The following is a 19375-nucleotide window of genomic DNA, read 5'->3' as shown; positions in this document are numbered from 1 at the left end:
CCTCACTCAGCTATGTCCAACTGACGGCTCTCCCCAGTCAGACATCCGGGTCACCATGTCGGCAACCAGGTCGGCCTCCTGGGGCCGCAGGTAGAAGTGGTCGCCGTCGAACGCCCGCCAGACGGCACCGCCTGAGGTCACCTCACCCCAGGCGGCCAACTCACCCGGCACGTCGCCGCCGTCGCCCAGCCCCGCGTAGGCGGCGATCGGGACCCTCAGCCGCACCGGTTCCTCGCGGTGGTACGTGAGGGACGCCCGGACGTCCGCCAGCAGCGCCGGCAGCACCAGCTCGCGCAGTTCCGGGTGTTCGAACACGACCGGATCGGTCCAGCCGGCCTCCCGGGCCTCGGCCTCGACGGTGGCGTCGTCGAGCGCCCCCTTCGGTGGCGCGGACCGCTGCGGGGCGAGCTGGCCGGAGACGAACAGACCGGCCGGATCCGGGCCCGGACCGGCCTCCATGCGGATCGCGACCTCGTAGGCGACGAGGCTGCCCATGCTGTGCCCGAACAGGAACAGGGGCCGGTCGGTGTACGGCGCCAGCGCCGCGACCACGGCATCGGCGATCTGCGGGACCGACGACATCAACGGCTCCGCCAGCCGGTCCTGGCGGCCCGGGTACTGCACTGCGATCAGCTCGATCGCGGGCGGCAGCCGGTCGGTCCACGGGCTGTAGACGCTGGCCGTGCCGCCGGCGTGCGGCAGGCACACGAGGCGTGCGGACGGGTCCTGGCGCGGCCGGGGCCGGCGCAGCCAGCGCGCGGCCGCGCCGGTGCTTCCCAGTGTCGAGGGTGCGGTCATCGAGGGACTCCCGTCGGTAGCGGGTCTGAGGCCAGAATCCGCATGTGATTCTTTGCGAAGGGTGCGTCTGGGACGGATTCGCGATGGATAGTGCCCCGGCCGATGTGCCGATCGCGATCGGTGGGCAGCTCGACCCGGCCACCGTTCTCGGCGGCTACCGGCACGGCGCCTTCCCCATGCCAGCCGCGACGGCGGCCGACGTCGAGGTGAACCACGCCCTCTACGAGGAGTCGGTGGAGTCCGGGAGGACCGTGGTGCTCGACTCGCCGCTGCCCGACCCGTACGCGCTGGTCTGGTGGTCCCCGGATCCCCGGCCGGTCATACCGTACGGCGGGTTGACCAAGGCACGCAGCCTGATGAAGCTGTTGCGCAACCGGCTGCGCTGGACCACCACGACGAACCAGGACTTCGCCCGGGTGCTCGCCGAGTGCCGCCGGGACCGCCTCCCCGAGTGGCTGACCACCGAGCTGTGCGCGTGCATGATCGAGCTCAACCGGCAGGGCTGGGCGCACAGCGTCGAAGTATGGGAGGACGACGAGCTGGTGGGCGGTGCCATCGGCATCGGCACCGGGGAGGTGTTCGTCCTGGACACCTGCTTCCACCGGCGCAGCAACGCGTCGAAGGTGGCGTTGCTCGACATGGAGCACCGGCTGGCCGGCGCCGGCGTGACGCTGCTGGACGTCGAGTGGGACAGCGAGCGGAGCCGGCGGCTCGGCGCGGGGCCGCTGCCGCGCCACGAGTTTCTGGCGGCGCTGGCCCGCGGCAGCGATCCGGTCCGGCTGGCCGACGGCGTGGAGCCGGTACGGCGCCTGGGGTACCTCCGCACACCCGGCTAGCGGGCGTTGCCCCCAAAACAGGTGAGTGCCGTGGGTCCGACCACGTGGTCAGGATGAACGAGGGCCGTGTGTCCTCGTTCGACCATCGGGGCCGTGACAGAAACGGAGCTGAACCAGTGCCGGTCAACACCTCTGGATCCATACTCGAAACCGCGACCTCCACCGGTGTGCAGCCGTGCACACAGCCGCTTTCCGACGGGGACGACGCAGTCGTGCAGTTGCCCCTCTCCGCCATCCAGGATGCCGACTCGCCGCGATCCGCGGGCGTGGACCTGGAGTACGCGGGCTCCCTGGCGGAGATGGAGGCGGACCTGCCACCGATCGTGGTGCACCGCGAGACCATGCGCGTCGTCGACGGCATGCACCGGCTCACCGCCGCACGCCTGCGCGGTGAGCAGGAGATCCGCGCGCAGATGTTCGACGGCGACAGTCACGAGGCGTTCCTCGTTGCCGTCCGGCTCAACGTGTCGCACGGCAGGCCGTTGACGCTCGCCGATCGGCGCGCCGCCGCGGTCCGGATCATCCGGAGCCACCCGCAGCTGTCGGACCGGTCGATCGCCGTCACCGCCGGGCTCGCCGCGAAGACCGTGGGCTCGCTGCGCCGCGGGATCGACGGCCCGCCGGTCGAGGCGCGCATCGGCCGTGACGGCCGGGTACGGCCGATCAACGGGGCCGCCGGCCGGCAGGCCGCGGCCGAGCTGATCGCCGTGCACCCGGAGGCGACGCTGCGCCGGATCGCTCAGGAGGCCGGCATCTCGGTGGAGACCGCGCGCAGTGTCCGGGCGCGTCTGCGGGCCGGCGAGGACCCGGTGCTGGACCGGCGGACCCGGCCGGAACTCGTCGACCGCGACGAGGACCGGCAGATGACGGTGAAACTGCCGGAGGCCGACCCCTCCCAGGAACTGCGGTCGCTGCTGGACAGCATCCAACGGGACCCGTCGCTGCGCTACACCGAGTCCGGCCGGGTGCTGCTGCGCTGGCTGGGACCGCGCGTGCTGGTGCCCGACGAGATCCCGCTGACGCTCAGCCACATCCCGCCGCACTCGCGGCTCAACCTGGGGTCACTGGCCAGGTCCTGCGCGGCCGCCTGGATCCAGCTCGCGATGGGGCTCGAAGACGACTACGGCAACACCGCGGCCGGCGGAGTGTCCGGCTGAGACCTCGGGAGGAACGCGACGGGCCGGTGTCCACCAGGACACCGGCCCGTTCTCATGCGTTCTCATGCGTTCTCAGCAGGGCGTCGCCGCGGGCCCGCCGCTTCGGCCGCTCAGCTCCGGTCCGGCTCGCTCAGGCGGGTGGCGAGGCCGGCCACGGTCGGCGCCTCGAAGAGCGTACGCAGAGCGACCGTACGCCCGACGAGGTCCCCGACCTCGTTGACGACCGCGACCGCCAGCAGCGAGTGGCCGCCCAGTTCGAAGAAGTTGTCCCGCACACCGACCCGCGGCACGGCCAGCACCTGCGACCAGATCGCGGCGATGCGCTCCTCCAGCGGTGTACCCGGCGGCTCGTAGGCGGCCGCCCCTGCCCACTCGGTCTCGTCGTCCGGCCGTGGCAGCAATGCGCGGCTGAGCTTCCCGCTCGGCGTGCACGGCAGTTCCGTCACCGTCAGATAGGCCGCCGGAACCATGTAGTCCGGCAGCCTGTCGGCGAGGAAGGCACGCAGCTCGGCGAAGGGCGGCGGGGCCTGCGGGTCCGGCACGACGTACGCGACCAGGCGCCGGTCGCCGACGCCGTACCGGTGGGCGGCGACGGCGCACTCCAGCACCTGCGGGTGCCCGCTGAGGACGGCCTCGATCTCGGCGACCTCCACCCGGAACCCTCGGATCTTCACCTGGTCGTCGAACCGGCCGAGGAACTCCAGCTGCCCGCCGGCGCTCCAGCGGACCTTGTCGCCGGTGCGGTACATCCGGGCACCGACGCGGAACGGGTCGGGCAGGAACCGCTCCGCCGTCAGGTCCGGGCGGCCCAGGTATCCGCGGGCCAGCGGGCTGCCGCCGACGAACAGCTCGCCGGCCACCCCCGGCGGCACCGGCCGCAGCTCGGCATCGAGAACGTACGTCCTGACGTTGTCGAAGGGCCGGCCGATCGGCGGCAGCGCCTGCCACTGCGCCGGGTCCCCGCCGAGCCGGTGCGACGTGGCCAGGTGCACCTCGATCGGCCCGTACTGGTTGAACAGCGTGCAGTCGGGCAGGCGGGTGAAGAACTCCCGGATCGCCGGGGTGGCCTGCAACTGCTCGCCGGCCGTGAGCACCGCGCGCAGCGACGGTGGGAACCGGTCGAGGCGCACGGCCAGCTCGGCCATGCCCTGCAGGGCCACGAACGGCATGAAGACCCGCTCGATGCGCTGCGTCTCGATGACGTCGAGCAGACGCTCGAAGTCGTGCCGGACCTCTTCCTCGACAAGGACCAGCGTCTCGCCCGCGGCCAGCGTGGTCAGCATCTCCTGATAGAAGATGTCGAAGCTGAGCGCTGCCCACTGCAGGGTCCGCCCGCGGCCACCGGGGCCCTGGCGCTGCTGCCACCGCACCTGGTTGAGCAGTGCCCGGTGCGACATGGCCACGCCCTTGGGCCGGCCGGTGGACCCGGACGTGTAGAGCACCCAGGCGATGTCGGCCGGGTCGGTCAGGTTCGCCGGGCCGGTGGCGGCGGCCAAGGGGCGGAACGCCAGTACCGGCGCGGCGCCTTCCGGGCCGGCCTCACCGTCTGCCGGGCCGATCACCAGGCGCAGCGCCGCGTCCTGCGCGATCAGCTGCCGCCGCGCCTCCGGATAGGACGGGTCGATCGGGACGCAGGCACCGCCCGCCTTGAGCACGGCCAGGTTGGCGACCACCAGGTCGAGCGAGCGGCGCAGTGCGATGCCGACCCGCTCGTCGGGGCCGACGCCCAGCTCCCGCAGCTGCCGGGCCAGGGCGTTCGCCTGCTCGTCCAGTTCACGGTAGGTCAGTTCCCGGTCGCCGAAGACCGCCGCGACGGCGGTCGGTGTGGCGGCCGCCTGCCGCTCGACCACCTGATGAAGGCAGATGTCGTCGTCGTACCGGGTGACCGTGCCGTTCCAGAGTTCGAGTACCTCGTGCTCCTCTCCGGCCGACATCAGGGGCAGATCGTCGATCGGCACGTCCGGCGTGGTGACCACCCCGGCGAGCAGGGTGACCAGGTAGCCGGCCAGGCGCTGCACGGTCGCGCGCTCGAACAGCGCGGTCTGGTACTCCAGCCCGACGCTCAGCTCCCCCGTCTCGCCCTCCTGCGCGAAGAGCGTGAGGTCGAACATCGCCTTGCGCTCGTCCAGCTCGATCGGGGTGACGGTCAGCCCGTCGAGCATGTCGAACGGCTCGGCCCTCAGGTAGGTGAACAGCACCTGGAACAGCGGCTGCACCGCCAGGTCCCGCTGTGGCCGAAGTTCCGCGACCAGGCGGTCGAACGGCGCGTGCCGGTGCTCGTACGCCTCCAGCAGCAGCGGTTGGAGCTTGCCCAGCAGTTCGACGAAGGTCGGCCGCCCCGCCAGGTCGGCCCGCAGGACGACCGGGTTGACGAAGTGGCCGATGTTGGCCTCGACGTCCGGGTGCGCCCTCCCGTCGACGATCATCCCGACGCTCACGTCGGTCTGGCCGCTCCACCGGTACAGCAGCGTGTGAAAGGCCGCCAGCAGCACCATGAACGGCGTGGCGCCCTCCTGCCGGGCCAGTCGGCGCAGCCCTTCGGCCACCTCGGCGGGCACCGGCACCTCGACCGTGTCACCGTCGAGTTCGGCGGTGGCCGCGCGGAGCCGGTCGGTCGGCAGGTCGAAGACGTGCGGTGCGTCGGCCAGTCGCCGCGTCCAGTAGTCCATGTGCCGCTTCGCCTCGGCGGCGTCCCGGCCGTTCTGCCACAGGGCGTAGTCGGCGTACTGCATGCTCAGTTCGGGCACGTCGGCCGGGGTACCGGTCCGGAACGCCCGGTAGAACGTGCGCAGTTCCTCGTAGAGGTTGGCGTGCGAGGGACCGTCGAGCACCAGATGGTACGAACGGAAGACCAGTACGTGCTCGGTCGGCGAGAAACGGATCAGCTCGGTCCGGAAGTTCTGTGCGACGGAGATGTCGAACCGGTACTCGGCGTACATCCGCTTGCGCCGGTCCAGCCACCGCTGCTGTTCGGCGGTGGACAGCTCGGACATGTCGAGCAGGGTGAAGCGGGGGTCACCGGGCGGCTCCACGACCTGCACGCCGATGCCCTCGCGCGCCGGGAACGCCGTGCGCAGGATCTCGTGCCGTCGCACGATCTCGGCGATCGCCGACCGCAACGCCGCCACATCAAGGTCGCCGGTGATGCGGTGCAACGCCGTCTGGTTGTACGCCGCGCCCAGCACGCCCATCTGCTCGAGGAACCACATGCCCTGCTGGTGGTCGGAGAGCGGGATGACGTCCGGCCGGGCAGCTGGGGCCGGGGCCGCGTCGGCGAGCATGGTGGCGATGACCTCGTCGCGCCGCTCGCGGAGCACCGCCAGCCGTTCGGCGTCGAGCGCACCGGCCGGCCGATAGCGCAACCTGCCTTCCTGAAGCCAGAGTTGTACGCCGGCCACGCGTAGTTCTTCCAGGAAGTCGGAGATCGGGATCACGGGCTGCCTCTTCTCGGCGGACCGCTCAGCGGGTGCTGAGCGGGCGCAGGTCGGTCCATTGCTGCGTGACGTAGTCGAGGCACGCCTGCCGGCTGTCCTCGCCGTGGACGATCCGCCAACCGGCGGGTACCGCCCGGCGGCTCGGCCACAACGAGTGCTGCTCCTCGTCGTTGACGAGCACAAGGAAACGACCTTCCGGGTCGTCGAACGGGTTCATCTCGACTCCTCTCTCACCAAGGGTGCGAACTCTTCGGCCGAGCCGCCGTCGTGGTGCGACTCGGCCTGCTGCCGGGGGTAGACGAAGGGCAGCAGTAAACCCGCCATCGATGTGGTGACCAGCGCCATCAGCACCAGAAGCGAGTACAGGCGTTGATCGAGCAGGCCCATCTGGAGGCCGACGGCCAGGACGATCAGCTCGGTGAGTCCTCGGGTGTTGACCAGCAGGCCCAGCGCGACGCTGTGCCGGCGCGACACCCGGACGAGCCGCGCGGCCATGAAGGCACCTGCCATCTTGCCGCCGATCGCGATCAGCAGGATCAACAGCAGCAGGCCGAACTCCCCGGCGTCCATCCCGGACAGGTTCACCGCGAAGCCGGCGACCACGAAGAAGGCCGGCAGCAGCACCGCCCGGTTGACCCGCTCGACCCAGGGCAGTACCCGCTCACGCAGGTCGGCGCCGCCCGAGCGAGGCATCACCGCGCCGAGCAGGAACGCGCCGAAGATCTGATGCAGTCCCATCCACTCGGTCGCCGCGGACGAAAGCCACAGTGCGCCGGCGATCGCGACCAGCAGGCCGGCGCCGTGGGTGATCCGGGCAGCGGACCCGCGCTCGCGCCCGGCCGGGCGGCTCGCCAGCCTGGCCAGCGCCGGTCGCACCACCCGGACGAGGAGAGCCACGAAGGGCACCACCAGCAGAATCCGCCAGGGAGGCCGGTCCCCGTGCGAGAGGGCGACCAGCACCGAAAGCATCGCCCAGGCGAGGACGTCCCCGACCGCGGCCACGGCCAGTGCCAGACCACCGATGGGCGTGTGGACCAGCTGGCGGTCCGCCAGTATTCGTGCCAGTACCGGGAAAGCGGTGATCGACATCGCCGTGCCGAGGAACAGACAGAAGAGAACCGCAGTCCTCCCGGACCGGTCGCCGACGATGCCGATCGCAAAGAGGCTGCCGAGAACGAACGGCACGACCATGGAGCCGATCGACAACGACAGAACGATCCGGCTCTGCCCGCTTAGACGACTTTCTGCCAGATGCAGCCCCACAAGGAACATGAAGACGCAGACTCCGACACCGGCGATCGTCTTGAGCTCCGGACGAATCTCGGTCGGGAACAAGGTGCGCGTGATCACACCGTGGAACAGGGAGGGACCGAGCAGGATTCCGCCGGCGATCTCGCCGATCACCTCCGGCTGGCCGAACCGCCTGCAGAGGAGCCCCAGCACCCGGGCGACCACGGTGATCACCAACAGTGCCGGGAGCAGCGCCGCAGCCGTGCCGATAGCCACCGGTCCCATCCCTTCACCAAGCCCACTGTGTGACCGACAGTAGGCGGGACCGGTCGGGGCCGCGCAGTCACGTGAACCGGCGACAGATACCCTCCACCGCGCGGAACCAATCATTGCCGCTGCGACGTTTGCGCAGGTCAGAGGCTAATGAACGCAATCCAAAGAAACGATCCTACGGTTGCCGTCAAGGCGGGTCCATGTCCCCGGTTGGCGCGACAAGCGGGCCGCCTCGAAGGGACTAATAATCGGTGGCGGTAGTGGATCACGGCCGCTCGTCCGGATACGACTCACTGCTCCCGGAGGCCGGACTCAGGCACGACCACCTGTCATGCGCCCGACGAACCGCTTCGTGGCAACGGGCAAACCATGGTCCGACTGCTACTCGCTTGACGATGGATGAACCCACCCAGCTATCTACAAGGGGAAGCATGCTTCGAGTTGATGTACTGGTCAACAATCCAGTCTATCTCGTCGGCCTCATGCAGGTCCTCTCCAACGAGGGGATTGCCGTCGTCTCGACCCGCCGGTCTCCGACCGAACGAGTGTCCTGGCTCGCGGACGCGGCCCTGATCGACAACGAAGCCCTCGGAGAAGCGGACGGCCTGAACGACATCGCCGAAACCGCCCGAACCACCTCGGTCCTGGTCCTGCTCAACAGTTGGTCGTCATTGACCGAAGACTACCTGCAGGCGGGCGCTGTCGGTGTGATCCACAAGCACCAGCCGAGCGAAAGCCTGGTCGCGGCGCTGCGAAACGTCACGGCCGGCACCCGGGTGCTGCCCGAGGGCCACGCCACGAAGCCCCCGGCGGAACGCCACGACCTGCTCACGTTAAACCTCTCCGCACGCGAAGAACAGGTGCTCAGCCAGATCTCCCAGGGACTGACCCACGGACAGATCGCCACCCGGCTCGGCATCAGCCCGCACACCGTGGACACCTACGTCAAGCGCATCCGCGCCAAGCTCGGCGTCGGCAACAAGGCCGAGCTCACCCGGGTCGCGCTGCTCAACCGGCTGGCGAAGTCCGCCGCCTGACCGAAGTCCTTCGCCGAGGCACCGTGGAGACCGCATGCACGCCACCGTTCGACCACCCGATCAGCAGGTAGCCAGCGAACTGCATGCCGTCGAGCTCCGTCGGCAGCGGGCACTCGTCGACGCCGACCTGGACGTCCTGGACGAGATCTTCGACGACACTCTCGTGCACACCCACGCACACGGCATCACCCACACCAAGACGCAACTTCTCGAACACACCGCCAGTCGGCGCCCCTATCTGCGCATCACCCGGGGCGAGTTGCTCATCCGGCTCGTCGGCGACGTCGCGGTCGTCACCGGCCAGCTCACCAACCTTCTGCGTACGCCGGACGGCGGCGAACGCACGCTCGCGGGCGTGGCGACGCAGGTCCTCCGCCGCCACGAACGTGACGGCTGGCAGTTCATCAGCTTCCAGATGACCCCGTTCGCCGAGCAGAAATGACGTCCTCCTTCGCGTTGTCGAAGGCAGGCACAGCCAGGAGGTATGCATGACCGGCACCGGCACGGCCCACGACGACCAGAACGCGCTTGAGAGAAACCACCTACCGACCGTCCGGTACGGCGTGCGGTGTGTGGGCAGGACGCAGGTCAACAACCCGTCGGGGGCCGGCCTCGAACGGCACATCTGCGACCTGGCCGCGCACGGGAATCACGCGTTCCTCACGGCCTATCGTGAGCCGACGTGCGAGCGAACCGGCGCCTACGTGATCGACATCAGCGATCCGCAGGCGCCGTTCGAGGTCGAAAGCGCGTTCATGGAGACGACGACGGGCAACTACGTCGGCGAGGGTCCGGGCGTCATCGAGGTCGACAACGAGTACTTCAGCGGTGTCCTGTTCGTTCACGGGAACGAGATCTACGCCCAGGCCCATGCGCCCGACCCGACCGGGCCGCGCCAGCGGGGCGGCATCAACATCTGGGACATCACCGACCCGGAGCACGCCCGGCTCTTGGCCGCCCACGCCGGCGACTACACGGACGTGGACGGCTCACCGCTGTCCCAGGCCGTCGAGGTCTACTACGTGTTCCCGTGGACCAACAGCTTCACGGGCCGCACCTACGTCGCCATGGTCACGGTGAAGATCACCACCGACATCTGCATCATGGACATCACCGACCCGCGCAACCCCACGCTGGTCAACTCCCTGGACCTGCGGGTGCCGCCGTTCGGAGTCGGCCAGGAGTCCCCCGCGGGCCTCGACTCGCTGTTCGGGCACGCCGTCGATGTGACGCGGACCGGCGACCGCTACGTCATGAGCGCGACGTACTGGGACGGCGGATACGTGCTGCTCGATGTGACCGACCCGACGCCGGGCAACGTCTCGATGATCGCTCAGTCCTTCTACGCCGAACTGGACGAGGAGCGTGCGAAGCACGGGCACCAGGTCCCGCCGGAGGGCAACGCGGAACACTGCGCGCTCTCGCCCGACGCGCAGTTCCTGGTGGGCGCCGACGAGAACTACGAGGCAGTGCGCCTGCTCGGCACCATCACGTCGGGGCCCGACGCCGGTCTGGAGTTCACCGCGGCCTGGAGCCCGGACACGGCACCGATCGACGACGACGGCCTCTCCGGCACGCCGACCTTCGTCGGCAACGGATGCCCGGGCACGGTCCGGCCCGGCCGCGGGATCGCGCTCATGGAACGCGACGCTTCGCTGCTGACCGCCGGGTCGAACCCGGGGTGCTCGTTCCAGGAGAAGCTCAACGCCGTCGCCGCGGCCGGTTACTCGGCCGGCATCGTCTTCAACCGGCAGGGGCCGGATGCGCTCCACCAGTACCCCACGTCGGCCAAGGGACCGATTCCGCTGATCTTCGTCAACCGCCTGACCGGTCTGCGGCTGCTCGGGGTGACCGGTGTGACCGAGGAGACGGCCGGCTCGACCCCGACACCGGCCGCGCCGGACATACCCTCGATCGACCTCAGGTCGGTGTTCAACGGATGGGGCTACCTCCGGCTGTTCAGGACACTCGTCCCGGCCGTCGGCAGCGGCTCCATCGAACAGGTCGACACGTACGCCATCCCCGAGTCGCAGGACCCGAAGTACGCGATCGGCTTCGGCGACCTCTCGGCGTCCCACGTCGCGATCGATCCGGACCGCCGGCTGGTGTACGCCACCTTCTACTCGGGCGGGCTCCGCGTCCTGAGCTACGGCCCGGAGGGCCTGAGGGAGGTCGGCGCCTACTGCGAGCCCGGCAACGACTTCGTCGGCGTCGTGGTCCACAGGATCGGTGGGAAGAACTACGCCCTGGTCACCGACCGCAACTACGGTCTCTACGTCTTCGACGTCTGACCAGCACGAACACGACGCTGGTGGCGGTCTTCGAGAAGACCGCCACCAGCGTCGTGTTCTGCGCGGAGTTCGTGCGGTCCTACGGCCAGGCGATGCAGAAGGGGTGACCGGCCGGATCGGTGTAGACCCGGAACCCGGTGCGCGCGGCGGGATCGTCGGACGACTTCACCAGCTGTCCACCCAGCTTGATCACCTTGTCGTGCGCGGCCTCGAGGTCATCGACGTAGAAGTCGAGATGAACCTGCTGCGAAGCCCCGTCCGGCCACACGGGCGGGACGTGGTCGGGCGCGAGCTGGACGGCCAGGTGCCAGTCCCCCTCGACCCAGACGTTGTGCCAGGTGTCCTTCGCCTCGACCGTGCCGTCCAGCAGCCCCGCCCAGAAAGCGCTTTCCCTCTCGATATCCGCCGCCTCGAAGACAATCGTCCGACGCCTGAAATCCACGAGCCACACCCTCTTCGTCCGAAGTCACATCACGTCGCGTCAAGCAGAATCATTCTGGCTTCTCCACCCGGCGAACAGCGGGTTCCGCGATGCCCCCTGTTTTGGGGAATCGTGCGAGCACCCGGCCCGCCGTATCCGGCGCGGAATTCGCCGACGGCCGCTAGAGTCGTCTCATGTCCAGCATGGGAGACGTACCACCGGAGATCCTGGACCGGCTGCGGCCGATCTGCCGGCAGCTGCCCGACTCGTACGAGGAACCGGCCTGGATCGGCGTGCGCTGGCGGATCCGTATGCGGACCTTCGCCCATGTCTACGCGCCGAACGCGGATCGCATCCCGTTCTATGCACCGCATGTGACCGAAGGCCAGGAACTGGTCGTCATGACGTTCCGGGTGCCCGTCGACGACCTGGTCGGCCTGACCTCCGGCGGCTTCCCGTTCCTCCGCGCCGACTGGGGCCACAACGTCGTCGCCGCCGTTCTCGGTGACCACACCGACTGGACCGAGATCTCCGAACTGATCACCGACAGCTACTGCCAACTGGCCCCGAGGTTTCTCGCCGCCCGGGTCGACCTCCCGCCACCGGCCGGTTGACCGGTCGCGGCCCCGTCGTAGTCCCCGAATTATGCGGCACCGCGAAGCTTCGTCTCCGGCAAGGTCTCCACCAAACTCTGACCATGCGTCGCTTCTTCGTGTATTGCACAGTTCTGGTCGCGGTCACAGGCGCCGCCGCCGCACCGGCCAGTGCCTCGACCGCCGCTCCCCACGTCCGCGGAACCAGCACGGTGCCCGTGTACTCGTATGCGGACGCGGTCCGTGAGAGCGTCTGGGTCCAGACCCCGTTGGACAACGACCACGACGGGGTGCCCGACAAGGTGGCGGTGGACATCGTGCGGCCCCGGGCCGGCAACGTCCGGGTGCCGGTCATCATGTCGGCGTCGCCCTACAACGCCCGCGTGGGCCGCGGCCTCGAGAAGGAGTTCAAGGCGTACGACGCGGCGGGCACGATCTCCAAGATGCCCCTCTTCTACGACAACTACTTCGTGCCGCGCGGGTACGCCGTCGTCTCCGTGGACATGGCCGGCACCGGCCGCTCCACCGGTTGCACGGACACCGACGGGCGCGAGGACACGCTGGGCACGAAGGCCGTCATCGACTGGCTCAACGGACGGGCGAAGGCCACGTACGCCGACGGGTCACCGGCCGTCGCGAGCGGCTGGACCAACGGCCGGGTCGGCATGGTCGGCAAGTCCGCGGACGGGACGGTCGCCAACGAGGTGGCGGCCACCGGCGTCAACGGGCTGAAGACCGTCGTGGCGATCGCGGCCACCTCCAGCGGATACGACTACTCGCGCCACAACGGCGTGGTGGTCGCCCCGAAGGCCAACGAGTACCTGTTCAACCTGGTCACCAGCCGCCCGGCGGAAGCCTGCGCCCAGATGCTGAAGGAACTCGACACCGGCAGCGACGACGCGACCGGCGACTACAACGCCTTCTGGGCGGAGCGCGACATCCGGCCGGACGCATCGAAGGTGCGGGCCTCGGTCTTCCTGGTGCACGGCCTCAACGACGGCAACGTGATGACGGACCACGCCACCACGTGGTGGAAGGGCCTGAAGGTCCCTCGCAAGATGTGGCTCTCCCAGACGGGCCACCTCGACCCGTTCGACTACCGGCGCGCCGAGTGGGTCGACACGCTGCACCGCTGGTTCGACTTCTACCTGCAGGGCCTGCACAACGGCATCGACCGGGAAGCGCCGGTGACCCTGGAGACCACGCCCGGGACGTGGGTCGACCAGCCGTCCTGGCCGGCACCGGGCGCGCGGCAGGTGCAGGTCGGCCTGGGTGACGGCAACGGCACCACCGGCACCCTGGGCAACCGCTCCGGCACCGGTGAGAGGACCTGGGTGGACAACCCCGATCTGGTCGAGGACGCCGCCACGGCCAACCCGAAGGACGCCGTCGCCGGCCGGGTCGCCTTCCTCTCCGGGCCGCTGACACGCGACGTACGGATCTCCGGGAATCCGGCCGTACAGCTGCGCGTCCAGGTGGACCGGCCGACCACCGAACTCAGCGCCCGGCTCGTCGACTACGGCACCACCTCGCGGGTCAACACCGTCTATCCCAACGAGGGCGTCCGCACGCTGGACAGCAGGTCCTGCTGGGGCGAGTCGACCGCGGCCGACAGCGCGTGCTACCGCGACTCCGTCGAGGACGTGGTGACCAGCGACCGCGGCATCCTGACCCGGGGCTGGCAGGACGCCGCCCACCGGATCTCGCTGCGCTTCCGGGTTCCGCTGCAGCCCGGCCGGTGGTACTCGATCACGGTGCCGATGCAGGCCACGGACCAGACCGTCCCGGCCGGACACGTGCTGGGGCTGGTCCTGCAGCAGAGCGACCCCGACTACACGACGCCGACCACCACCGGCGCCACCGTGCGACTGGACCTGCGCGGCAGCTACCTGACCCTGCCCGTGGTGGGCGGTGCCAGGCTGCCGTAGCCGGGGACCACGGCGCCGCAGGTCGAGGCCGCTGCGGCCACCCGTCGCCGGCCCCTTGGCGTGGGCTCCCCGCCAAGGAGCCGGCGATGCTTCACACTTCGGCTGCGGTCGGTGACCTTCATGGAAGACGGGTCGGAGTTCCGTTGCTCACGTGCCGACGGAGCTGCCGGAAGCGCCATGGCAGGTGATCGACAGGAGCCTCACCCTCACCAGCGGAGATCACCAGCAGCATCCACCTCGTGAACGTGCATCAGGGCCACCGGCTGCGCATCGACGGCGGAGCGTTTCCCCACCTGCGAAGTCCCGGTCTAGCCTGCTTGGGTACTGCTCTAGGCATTGTCTGACCGCGCATCTCACACAGTTGGACACGGTGGCAGATCCCCGTTCCCCGTGCGCGATTCACGCCCTTTCGGATACGGAGGCAGGCTATTCATGTCCATTCTCTGCGTACACCATCTGATCGAGGCGCAGGCGGCTCGGACGCCGACCGCGCCCGCGGTCATCTCCTGTGACGGAGTCCTGAGCTACGCCCAACTAGACGAGCAGGCGGGGCAGCTGGCCGGCCTGCTCGTCGAACGGGGTGTGCGCCCCGAGGTCCGGGTCGGGCTGGCCGTCGACCAGTCGGCACGCTGGCTGGTGACGCTGCTCGCCATCTGGAAGGCCGGTGGCGTCTACGTCCCGCTCGACACCGCGCTCCCCGCCGAACTGGCCGCCTCGATGCTGGCCGACGCCGGGGTGGAACTGCTGCTGCAAGCCGGATCCGGTCCGGTGCCGACCGGTTCCGGCTTCTCGGTCGTGGCGCTGGACGAGCTGGCCGCCCTGACCGGCACGGCCCCGGCCGACGGCGCGACGCCGGCGATGTCGCCGGACAACCTGGCCTACTGCATGTTCACCTCCGGCTCCACGGGCCGGCCGAAGCCCGTCGGGATCTCGCACGCCTCGCTGGCCGGCCACGCCGCCGCGATCCGGGCCGAGTTGGAGCTGAAGCCGACCGACCGGTTCCTCCAGTTCACCTCGATGGCCATCGACGCCTCGCTGGAGGAGACGCTGCCGGTCTGGCTCGCCGGCGGGACGGTCGTGCTGCCTGACGCGCCGCGCCCGACGAGCGTCGAGCTGACCGAGCTGATCACGGCGCGCGGCGTGACCGTGGTGAGCCTGCCGAGCGCGTACTGGCACCAGTGGACGGACGACCTCCGGGCCGGGGTGGTGGCGCTTCCCGGGACGTTGCGCACGGTCTTCATCGGCGGTGACAAGATCCGCATGGACAAGCTCGCCGCCTGGACGGAGGTCGTCGGCTCGCGACCGGTGGACTTCGTCGCCGACTACGGGCCCACCGAGACCACGATCAGCTGCACCACGTACCGTCCGGGCCCGGCGAAGCTGCCCGACACCGGACTCGTGCCGATCGGCCGGCCGCTGCCCGGGGTGACCGTGCACCTGCTCGACGACGACCTGACGCCGGTGGCCGACGGTGAACCGGGGGACGTGTGGATCGCCGGCTTCGGGCTGGCCCGCGGCTACCTGGGCGCGCCCGCGGCCACCGCCGACCGGTTCGGCCCGGACCCGTTCGGGCCGCCCGGCACGCGGATGTACAAGACCGGTGACCGGGCCGCGCGGCTGCCCGACGGGAACCTGCAGTTCCTCGGCCGCTCGGATCGCCAGGTGAAGATCCGCGGGTTCCGGATCGAGCCCGGCCAGGTGGAGAACGCCGTACGGGCCTGCGCCGGCGTCCGCGACGCCGTCGTGGTCGCGACCGAGGACCCGGTCTCCGGCGCGCGCCTGGTGGCGTACGTCGAGGCGGACGCGGCACCGGATGCGGAGGCCGCTCTCCGGACCGAGCTGGCCGGCCGACTGCCCGCCGTCATGGTCCCGGCGACCATCGTGCGGCTGGACCGAATCCCGCGGTCCTCGCTGAGCGGCAAGGTCGTCCCGTCCCAGCTGCCGCCGCCGGCCGCCGCCGACCGGCCCGGCCCGGTCGCACCGTCCACCCCGGAGCAGACCGTCGCGGGCCTCGTCGCGGACGTGCTGGGCCGGATGCCGGGCGCCGACGAGGACTTCTTCGCGGTGGGCGGCGACTCCTTGCGCGGACTGCAGTTGCTCAGCCGCATAGCCCAGGTCACCGGTGCGGCGCTGACCTTCGAGCAGCTGCGCTCGGACCCGACCGTGGCCGGCATCACCGCACTGGTGGACCGCGCGCCGCGGTACGAACCCGGCCTGGGGGCCGTCACGCCGACCGGCGGGCGCGAGGAGTGGCGGCCGGTGTCCCGTGGCCAGGCCGCCCTCTGGTACCTGGACAAGCTGCACGACGGCGCGGCGACGTACGCCGTGCCCTTCGGGTACTGGATCTCCGGCCCGCTCGACGTCGACCGGATGGACGCCGCGCTCACCGAACTGCTGGCCCGGCACGAGGCACTGCGCACCACCCTCGCGGAGCGCGACGGCCTGGTTCGGGCCCGCCTCCAGCCGCCGGCGCCGGTCCGCACCCGGGTGACGGCGGTGGCCGACCGCGCCGCCGCGACACGCCGGGCCGAGGCGGATGCGGCCCGGCCGTTCGACCTGTCCACCGGCCCGTTGCTGCGTTCCTTCTGCTACCGGGTCGACGACGAGAACCACCTCTGGCTGCTCGACGTGCACCACAGCGCCTTCGACGCCTGGTCGCTCGGGGTGTTCCGGCGCGAATTCGCCGCGCTGTACCAGGGCCGCTCTCTGCCCGAGCCCTCCGTGCGGTACGCCGACTACGTCGCCTGGCAGGAGCGCTGGCTGGCCTCGGAGGAAGCGGCCGGGCAGCGGCGCTACTGGACGGACCGGCTGTCCGGCGACGCACCGGTGGTGGAGCCGGGCCGGCCGACCGGGGCGCCGGGGCAGTCCGGGTTCTCGATACCGCTCAGGCTCGGCGGGCTCGGCCCGGCCCAGGTCGAGGACGTGGCCCGGACCTGCGGGTCGACCCCGTTCGGCGTGCTGCTCGCCGGCTTCCTCGCCACGCTGCACCGGATGACCGAAGGCGCCGACGACATCGTGGTCGGTGTTCCGATGGCCGGCCGGGGACGGGCAGGCACCGAGGAGTTGATCGGATACCTGGTGAACACCGTGCCGCTCCGCATGCGGTTCACCCCCCGGATGAGTTTCCGGGAGCTGGTGGAGCGCACCGATGCGGCACTGGCCGGGGCACTGTCCCGGCAGGACCTGCCGTTCTCGGAGATGGCCGGCGGCATCTCCCAGGGTGCGGACGCCACCGAGAACCCGCTCTTCCAGACCATGTTCGTCCTGCAGTCCACCCCGGTGGACGACGAGGGTGCGATCGACGGCCTTGAGATCACCGAACAGCTGATCCACTCGGGCACCGCCAAGATGGCACTGACCTGCACGCTGCGGCTGGACACCGGCGGGGTCACCGGCGAGGTGGAGTACGCCGGCCGCCGCTTCGACCGCCCGTCCGCCGACCGCTGGCAGGACGCCCTGGTGACGCTCCTCGAATCGGCGCTCGCGGACCCGTCGGCGCGGCTGGCCGAGTTGCCGCTGCTGCCGCGCGACGCGGCCACCGCCCAGCTGGCCGCGATCAATGCCGACCACCGGGACCGCATCGCCGCCGACACGCTGTTGCACGACGGCTTCCGCACGGCGCTGGCCCGCGACCCGTCCGCGGTCGCCGTGCAGGCCGGGACGCGCGCGGTGAGCTATGCCGAGCTCGACGCCCGGGCAGAGGCGATCGCGGCCGCACTGGCCGCCACCGGCATCGGTCCGGAGGCGCTGGTGGGGGTCTGCGTCGAACGCTCGGTCGCCTCGATCGCCGCGGTGCTCGGGGTGCTTCGCGCCGGTGCCGGGTTCGTGCCACTGGACGCCGGGTACCCGGCCGAGCGGCTGCGGTGGATCGCCGCCGACTCCGCGATGGCCGCGGTGGTCGCGTCCACGGTGCCGGCCGGTCTGGAGCACGTGCCGGTCATCGACCCGGCTGCGGACGCCCCGGAGGGCGGACCGGCTGTCGGGATCCACCCCCGCAACACGGCGTTCGTCTACTACACGTCCGGGTCGACCGGCCGGCCCAAGGGCGTGATCATCGATCACGGCTGCGCGGCCTCGCGGGTGGAGTGGATCGCCCGGCGCTACGAGCTGGGCCCGGGCCTGCGGGTGGTGCACAAGACCCCGCTGATCTTCGACGTCGCGATCTGGGAGATCTTCGCGACGCTCGGGGCCGGCGCGACGGTCCTGCTGGCCGAGGCCGGCACCGAGACGGATGTGCCGTACCTGGCCGAGTCGCTCGCCACACCGGACACCGTGGTCGCCCACTTCGTCCCGTCGATGCTGGACATGTATCTGGCCACGGTCGACGCCACCCGGTACCCGGGGCTCGATCGCGTGCAGACCTCCGGCGAGGCGGTCCCGGCCGCGTTGCTGCGGCGGTTCGCCACCCACTTCGATGTCCGGCTGGACAACGCGTACGGCCAGACGGAGACCTCGGAGGTCGCGCTGTGGAGCGGCCGCGACTGGCCGGGCGGCGGCAGCGTCCCGATGGGCCGGGCGGTGAACGGCTACCGGTTGTTCGTGCTCGACGAGGCTCTGCAGCCCGTGGCCCCGGGCGTGGTGGGCGAGCTCTACGTCGCGGGCGTGGACGGCCTGGCCCGCGGCTACCTCGGCCGACCGGACCTCACCGCGGAACGGTTCCTGCCGCACCCCTGGCCCGTGACGCCGGGAGAGCGGCTGTACCGCACCGGCGACCTGGCCGTCCGGGACGACGACGGCCTGCTGCACTACGCCGGGCGGTCCGACGGCCAGGCCAAGGTCCGGGGCGTACGGGTGGAGCCCGGCGAGATCGAGGAGGTGCTGCGCCGCCACCCGTCGGTCGAACAGGCGGCCGTGCGGATCCGGGAGGACGAGCCCGGCACCAAGGAGATCGTCGCCTACCTGGTGGGACCCGACGCCGTCGTCCCCGAGGTGGCGGAGTACGCGACCGGCTACCTCTCCCGGTACCTCTTGCCGGCGGTGTACGTGAAGCTGGCCGCGCTGCCGCTCACCCCGTCCGGCAAGGTCGACCGGCAGGCACTGCCGGCACCGACCGCGCAGGACCGCGGGGCACGAGCCGGGGTCTCCGAGGCCGCCTCGCTGATCGAGTCGCAGCTCGCCGAAGTGTGGTGCGGCCTGCTGAACATCGAGGAGATCGGCCGGCTGCAGAACTTCTTCGAGGCAGGCGGCAGCTCGCTGTCGGCCCTGCAGATGCTGCACCGGGTCAAGACCCGGTTCGGAGTGGCGGTCACCGTACGACAGTTCTTCAGCGCGCCGACCATCGCGGGTGTGGCCGAACACCTGGAGAAGGCGCTGATCGCCGAGTTGACCGCGCTGTCCGACGACGACACCGCGCAGCGCGACAGCCAGGAGGGCTGAT

Annotated in this window: 13 protein-coding genes; 8 read left to right on the top strand and 5 right to left on the bottom strand. The window is 70.6% G+C overall.

The genetic code is table 11. The features are described from left to right. Positions 1-6: 6 nt before the first annotated feature. Positions 7-798 (bottom strand): thioesterase II family protein, encoded by a 792-nt coding sequence (locus tag ACF9IK_RS19580; protein WP_395295472.1) that lies wholly within the window; start codon positions 796-798, stop codon positions 7-9. 83 nt (positions 799-881) lie between these two features. Between ACF9IK_RS19580 and ACF9IK_RS19575 the strand changes: the two genes are divergently transcribed. Both ACF9IK_RS19575 and ACF9IK_RS19570 read left to right on the top strand, forming a co-directional pair. Next, the gene (locus ACF9IK_RS19575; RefSeq protein ID WP_395295471.1) at positions 882-1634 is read left to right on the top strand and encodes a leucyl/phenylalanyl-tRNA--protein transferase; all 753 of its coding nucleotides are present in this window, start codon (positions 882-884) and stop codon (positions 1632-1634) included. 212 nt (positions 1635-1846) lie between these two features. Further along, positions 1847-2791, top strand: a complete 945-nt coding sequence (locus ACF9IK_RS19570) for a ParB/RepB/Spo0J family partition protein (RefSeq protein WP_395295470.1) — start codon at positions 1847-1849, stop codon at positions 2789-2791. A gap of 110 nt (positions 2792-2901) precedes the next feature. On the opposite strand, the gene ACF9IK_RS19565 is transcribed toward ACF9IK_RS19570, so the two are convergent. Genes ACF9IK_RS19565 through ACF9IK_RS19555 form a run of 3 tightly spaced genes read right to left on the bottom strand, consistent with a single transcriptional unit; the run spans position 2902 to position 7731 of the window. After that, positions 2902-6225, bottom strand: coding sequence for an amino acid adenylation domain-containing protein (locus ACF9IK_RS19565; protein ID WP_395295469.1), 3324 nt, complete (start codon positions 6223-6225; stop codon positions 2902-2904). Between the two features lie 25 nt (positions 6226-6250). Next, positions 6251-6442: an MbtH family protein gene (locus ACF9IK_RS19560; protein ID WP_395295468.1), complete on the bottom strand. Its 192-nt coding sequence runs from the start codon at positions 6440-6442 to the stop codon at positions 6251-6253. Beyond that, positions 6439-7731, bottom strand: coding sequence for a cation:proton antiporter (locus ACF9IK_RS19555; RefSeq protein WP_395295467.1), 1293 nt, complete (start codon positions 7729-7731; stop codon positions 6439-6441). The genes ACF9IK_RS19560 and ACF9IK_RS19555 overlap by 4 nt, the downstream gene beginning before the upstream one ends. A gap of 428 nt (positions 7732-8159) precedes the next feature. Here ACF9IK_RS19555 and ACF9IK_RS19550 point away from each other — a divergent pair, with 428 nt between their 5' ends. From ACF9IK_RS19550 to ACF9IK_RS19540, 3 genes are read left to right on the top strand one after another with little or no spacing between them, the layout of a single operon-like run. Beyond that, on the top strand, positions 8160-8765 hold the full coding sequence (locus ACF9IK_RS19550; RefSeq protein ID WP_395295466.1) for a response regulator transcription factor: 606 nt from the start codon (positions 8160-8162) through the stop codon (positions 8763-8765). A 34-nt stretch (positions 8766-8799) separates the two neighbouring features. Next, positions 8800-9207 carry a nuclear transport factor 2 family protein gene (locus tag ACF9IK_RS19545; RefSeq protein ID WP_395295465.1) on the top strand — a complete coding sequence of 136 codons (408 nt, stop codon included), beginning with the start codon at positions 8800-8802 and terminating at the stop codon, positions 9205-9207. A 46-nt stretch (positions 9208-9253) separates the two neighbouring features. Next, positions 9254-11056, top strand: coding sequence for a PA domain-containing protein (locus ACF9IK_RS19540; RefSeq protein WP_395295464.1), 1803 nt, complete (start codon positions 9254-9256; stop codon positions 11054-11056). A gap of 79 nt (positions 11057-11135) precedes the next feature. Here the strand turns inward: ACF9IK_RS19540 and ACF9IK_RS19535 are convergent, their stop codons facing one another. Further along, positions 11136-11498 (bottom strand): VOC family protein, encoded by a 363-nt coding sequence (locus ACF9IK_RS19535; protein WP_395295463.1) that lies wholly within the window; start codon positions 11496-11498, stop codon positions 11136-11138. A 173-nt stretch (positions 11499-11671) separates the two neighbouring features. On the opposite strand from ACF9IK_RS19535, the gene ACF9IK_RS19530 reads away from it, so the two are divergent. The 3 genes from ACF9IK_RS19530 to ACF9IK_RS19520 all read left to right on the top strand — a co-directional run bounded on the left by ACF9IK_RS19530 (position 11672) and on the right by ACF9IK_RS19520 (position 19374). Further along, complete coding sequence (locus tag ACF9IK_RS19530) at positions 11672-12091, top strand: MmcQ/YjbR family DNA-binding protein (protein WP_395295462.1); 420 nt, start codon at positions 11672-11674, stop codon at positions 12089-12091. A gap of 83 nt (positions 12092-12174) precedes the next feature. After that, positions 12175-13998, top strand: a complete 1824-nt coding sequence (locus tag ACF9IK_RS19525; RefSeq protein ID WP_395295461.1) for a Xaa-Pro dipeptidyl-peptidase — start codon at positions 12175-12177, stop codon at positions 13996-13998. A gap of 432 nt (positions 13999-14430) precedes the next feature. Continuing rightward, positions 14431-19374 carry an amino acid adenylation domain-containing protein gene (locus ACF9IK_RS19520; RefSeq protein ID WP_395295460.1) on the top strand — a complete coding sequence of 1648 codons (4944 nt, stop codon included), beginning with the start codon at positions 14431-14433 and terminating at the stop codon, positions 19372-19374. Position 19375 lies beyond the last annotated feature (1 nt).

It is taken from the genome of Kitasatospora hibisci, assembly GCF_043950205.1.
Taxonomy (GTDB): domain Bacteria; phylum Actinomycetota; class Actinomycetes; order Streptomycetales; family Streptomycetaceae; genus Kitasatospora; species Kitasatospora hibisci.
This window is presented reverse-complemented; position numbering and strand designations above follow the sequence as displayed.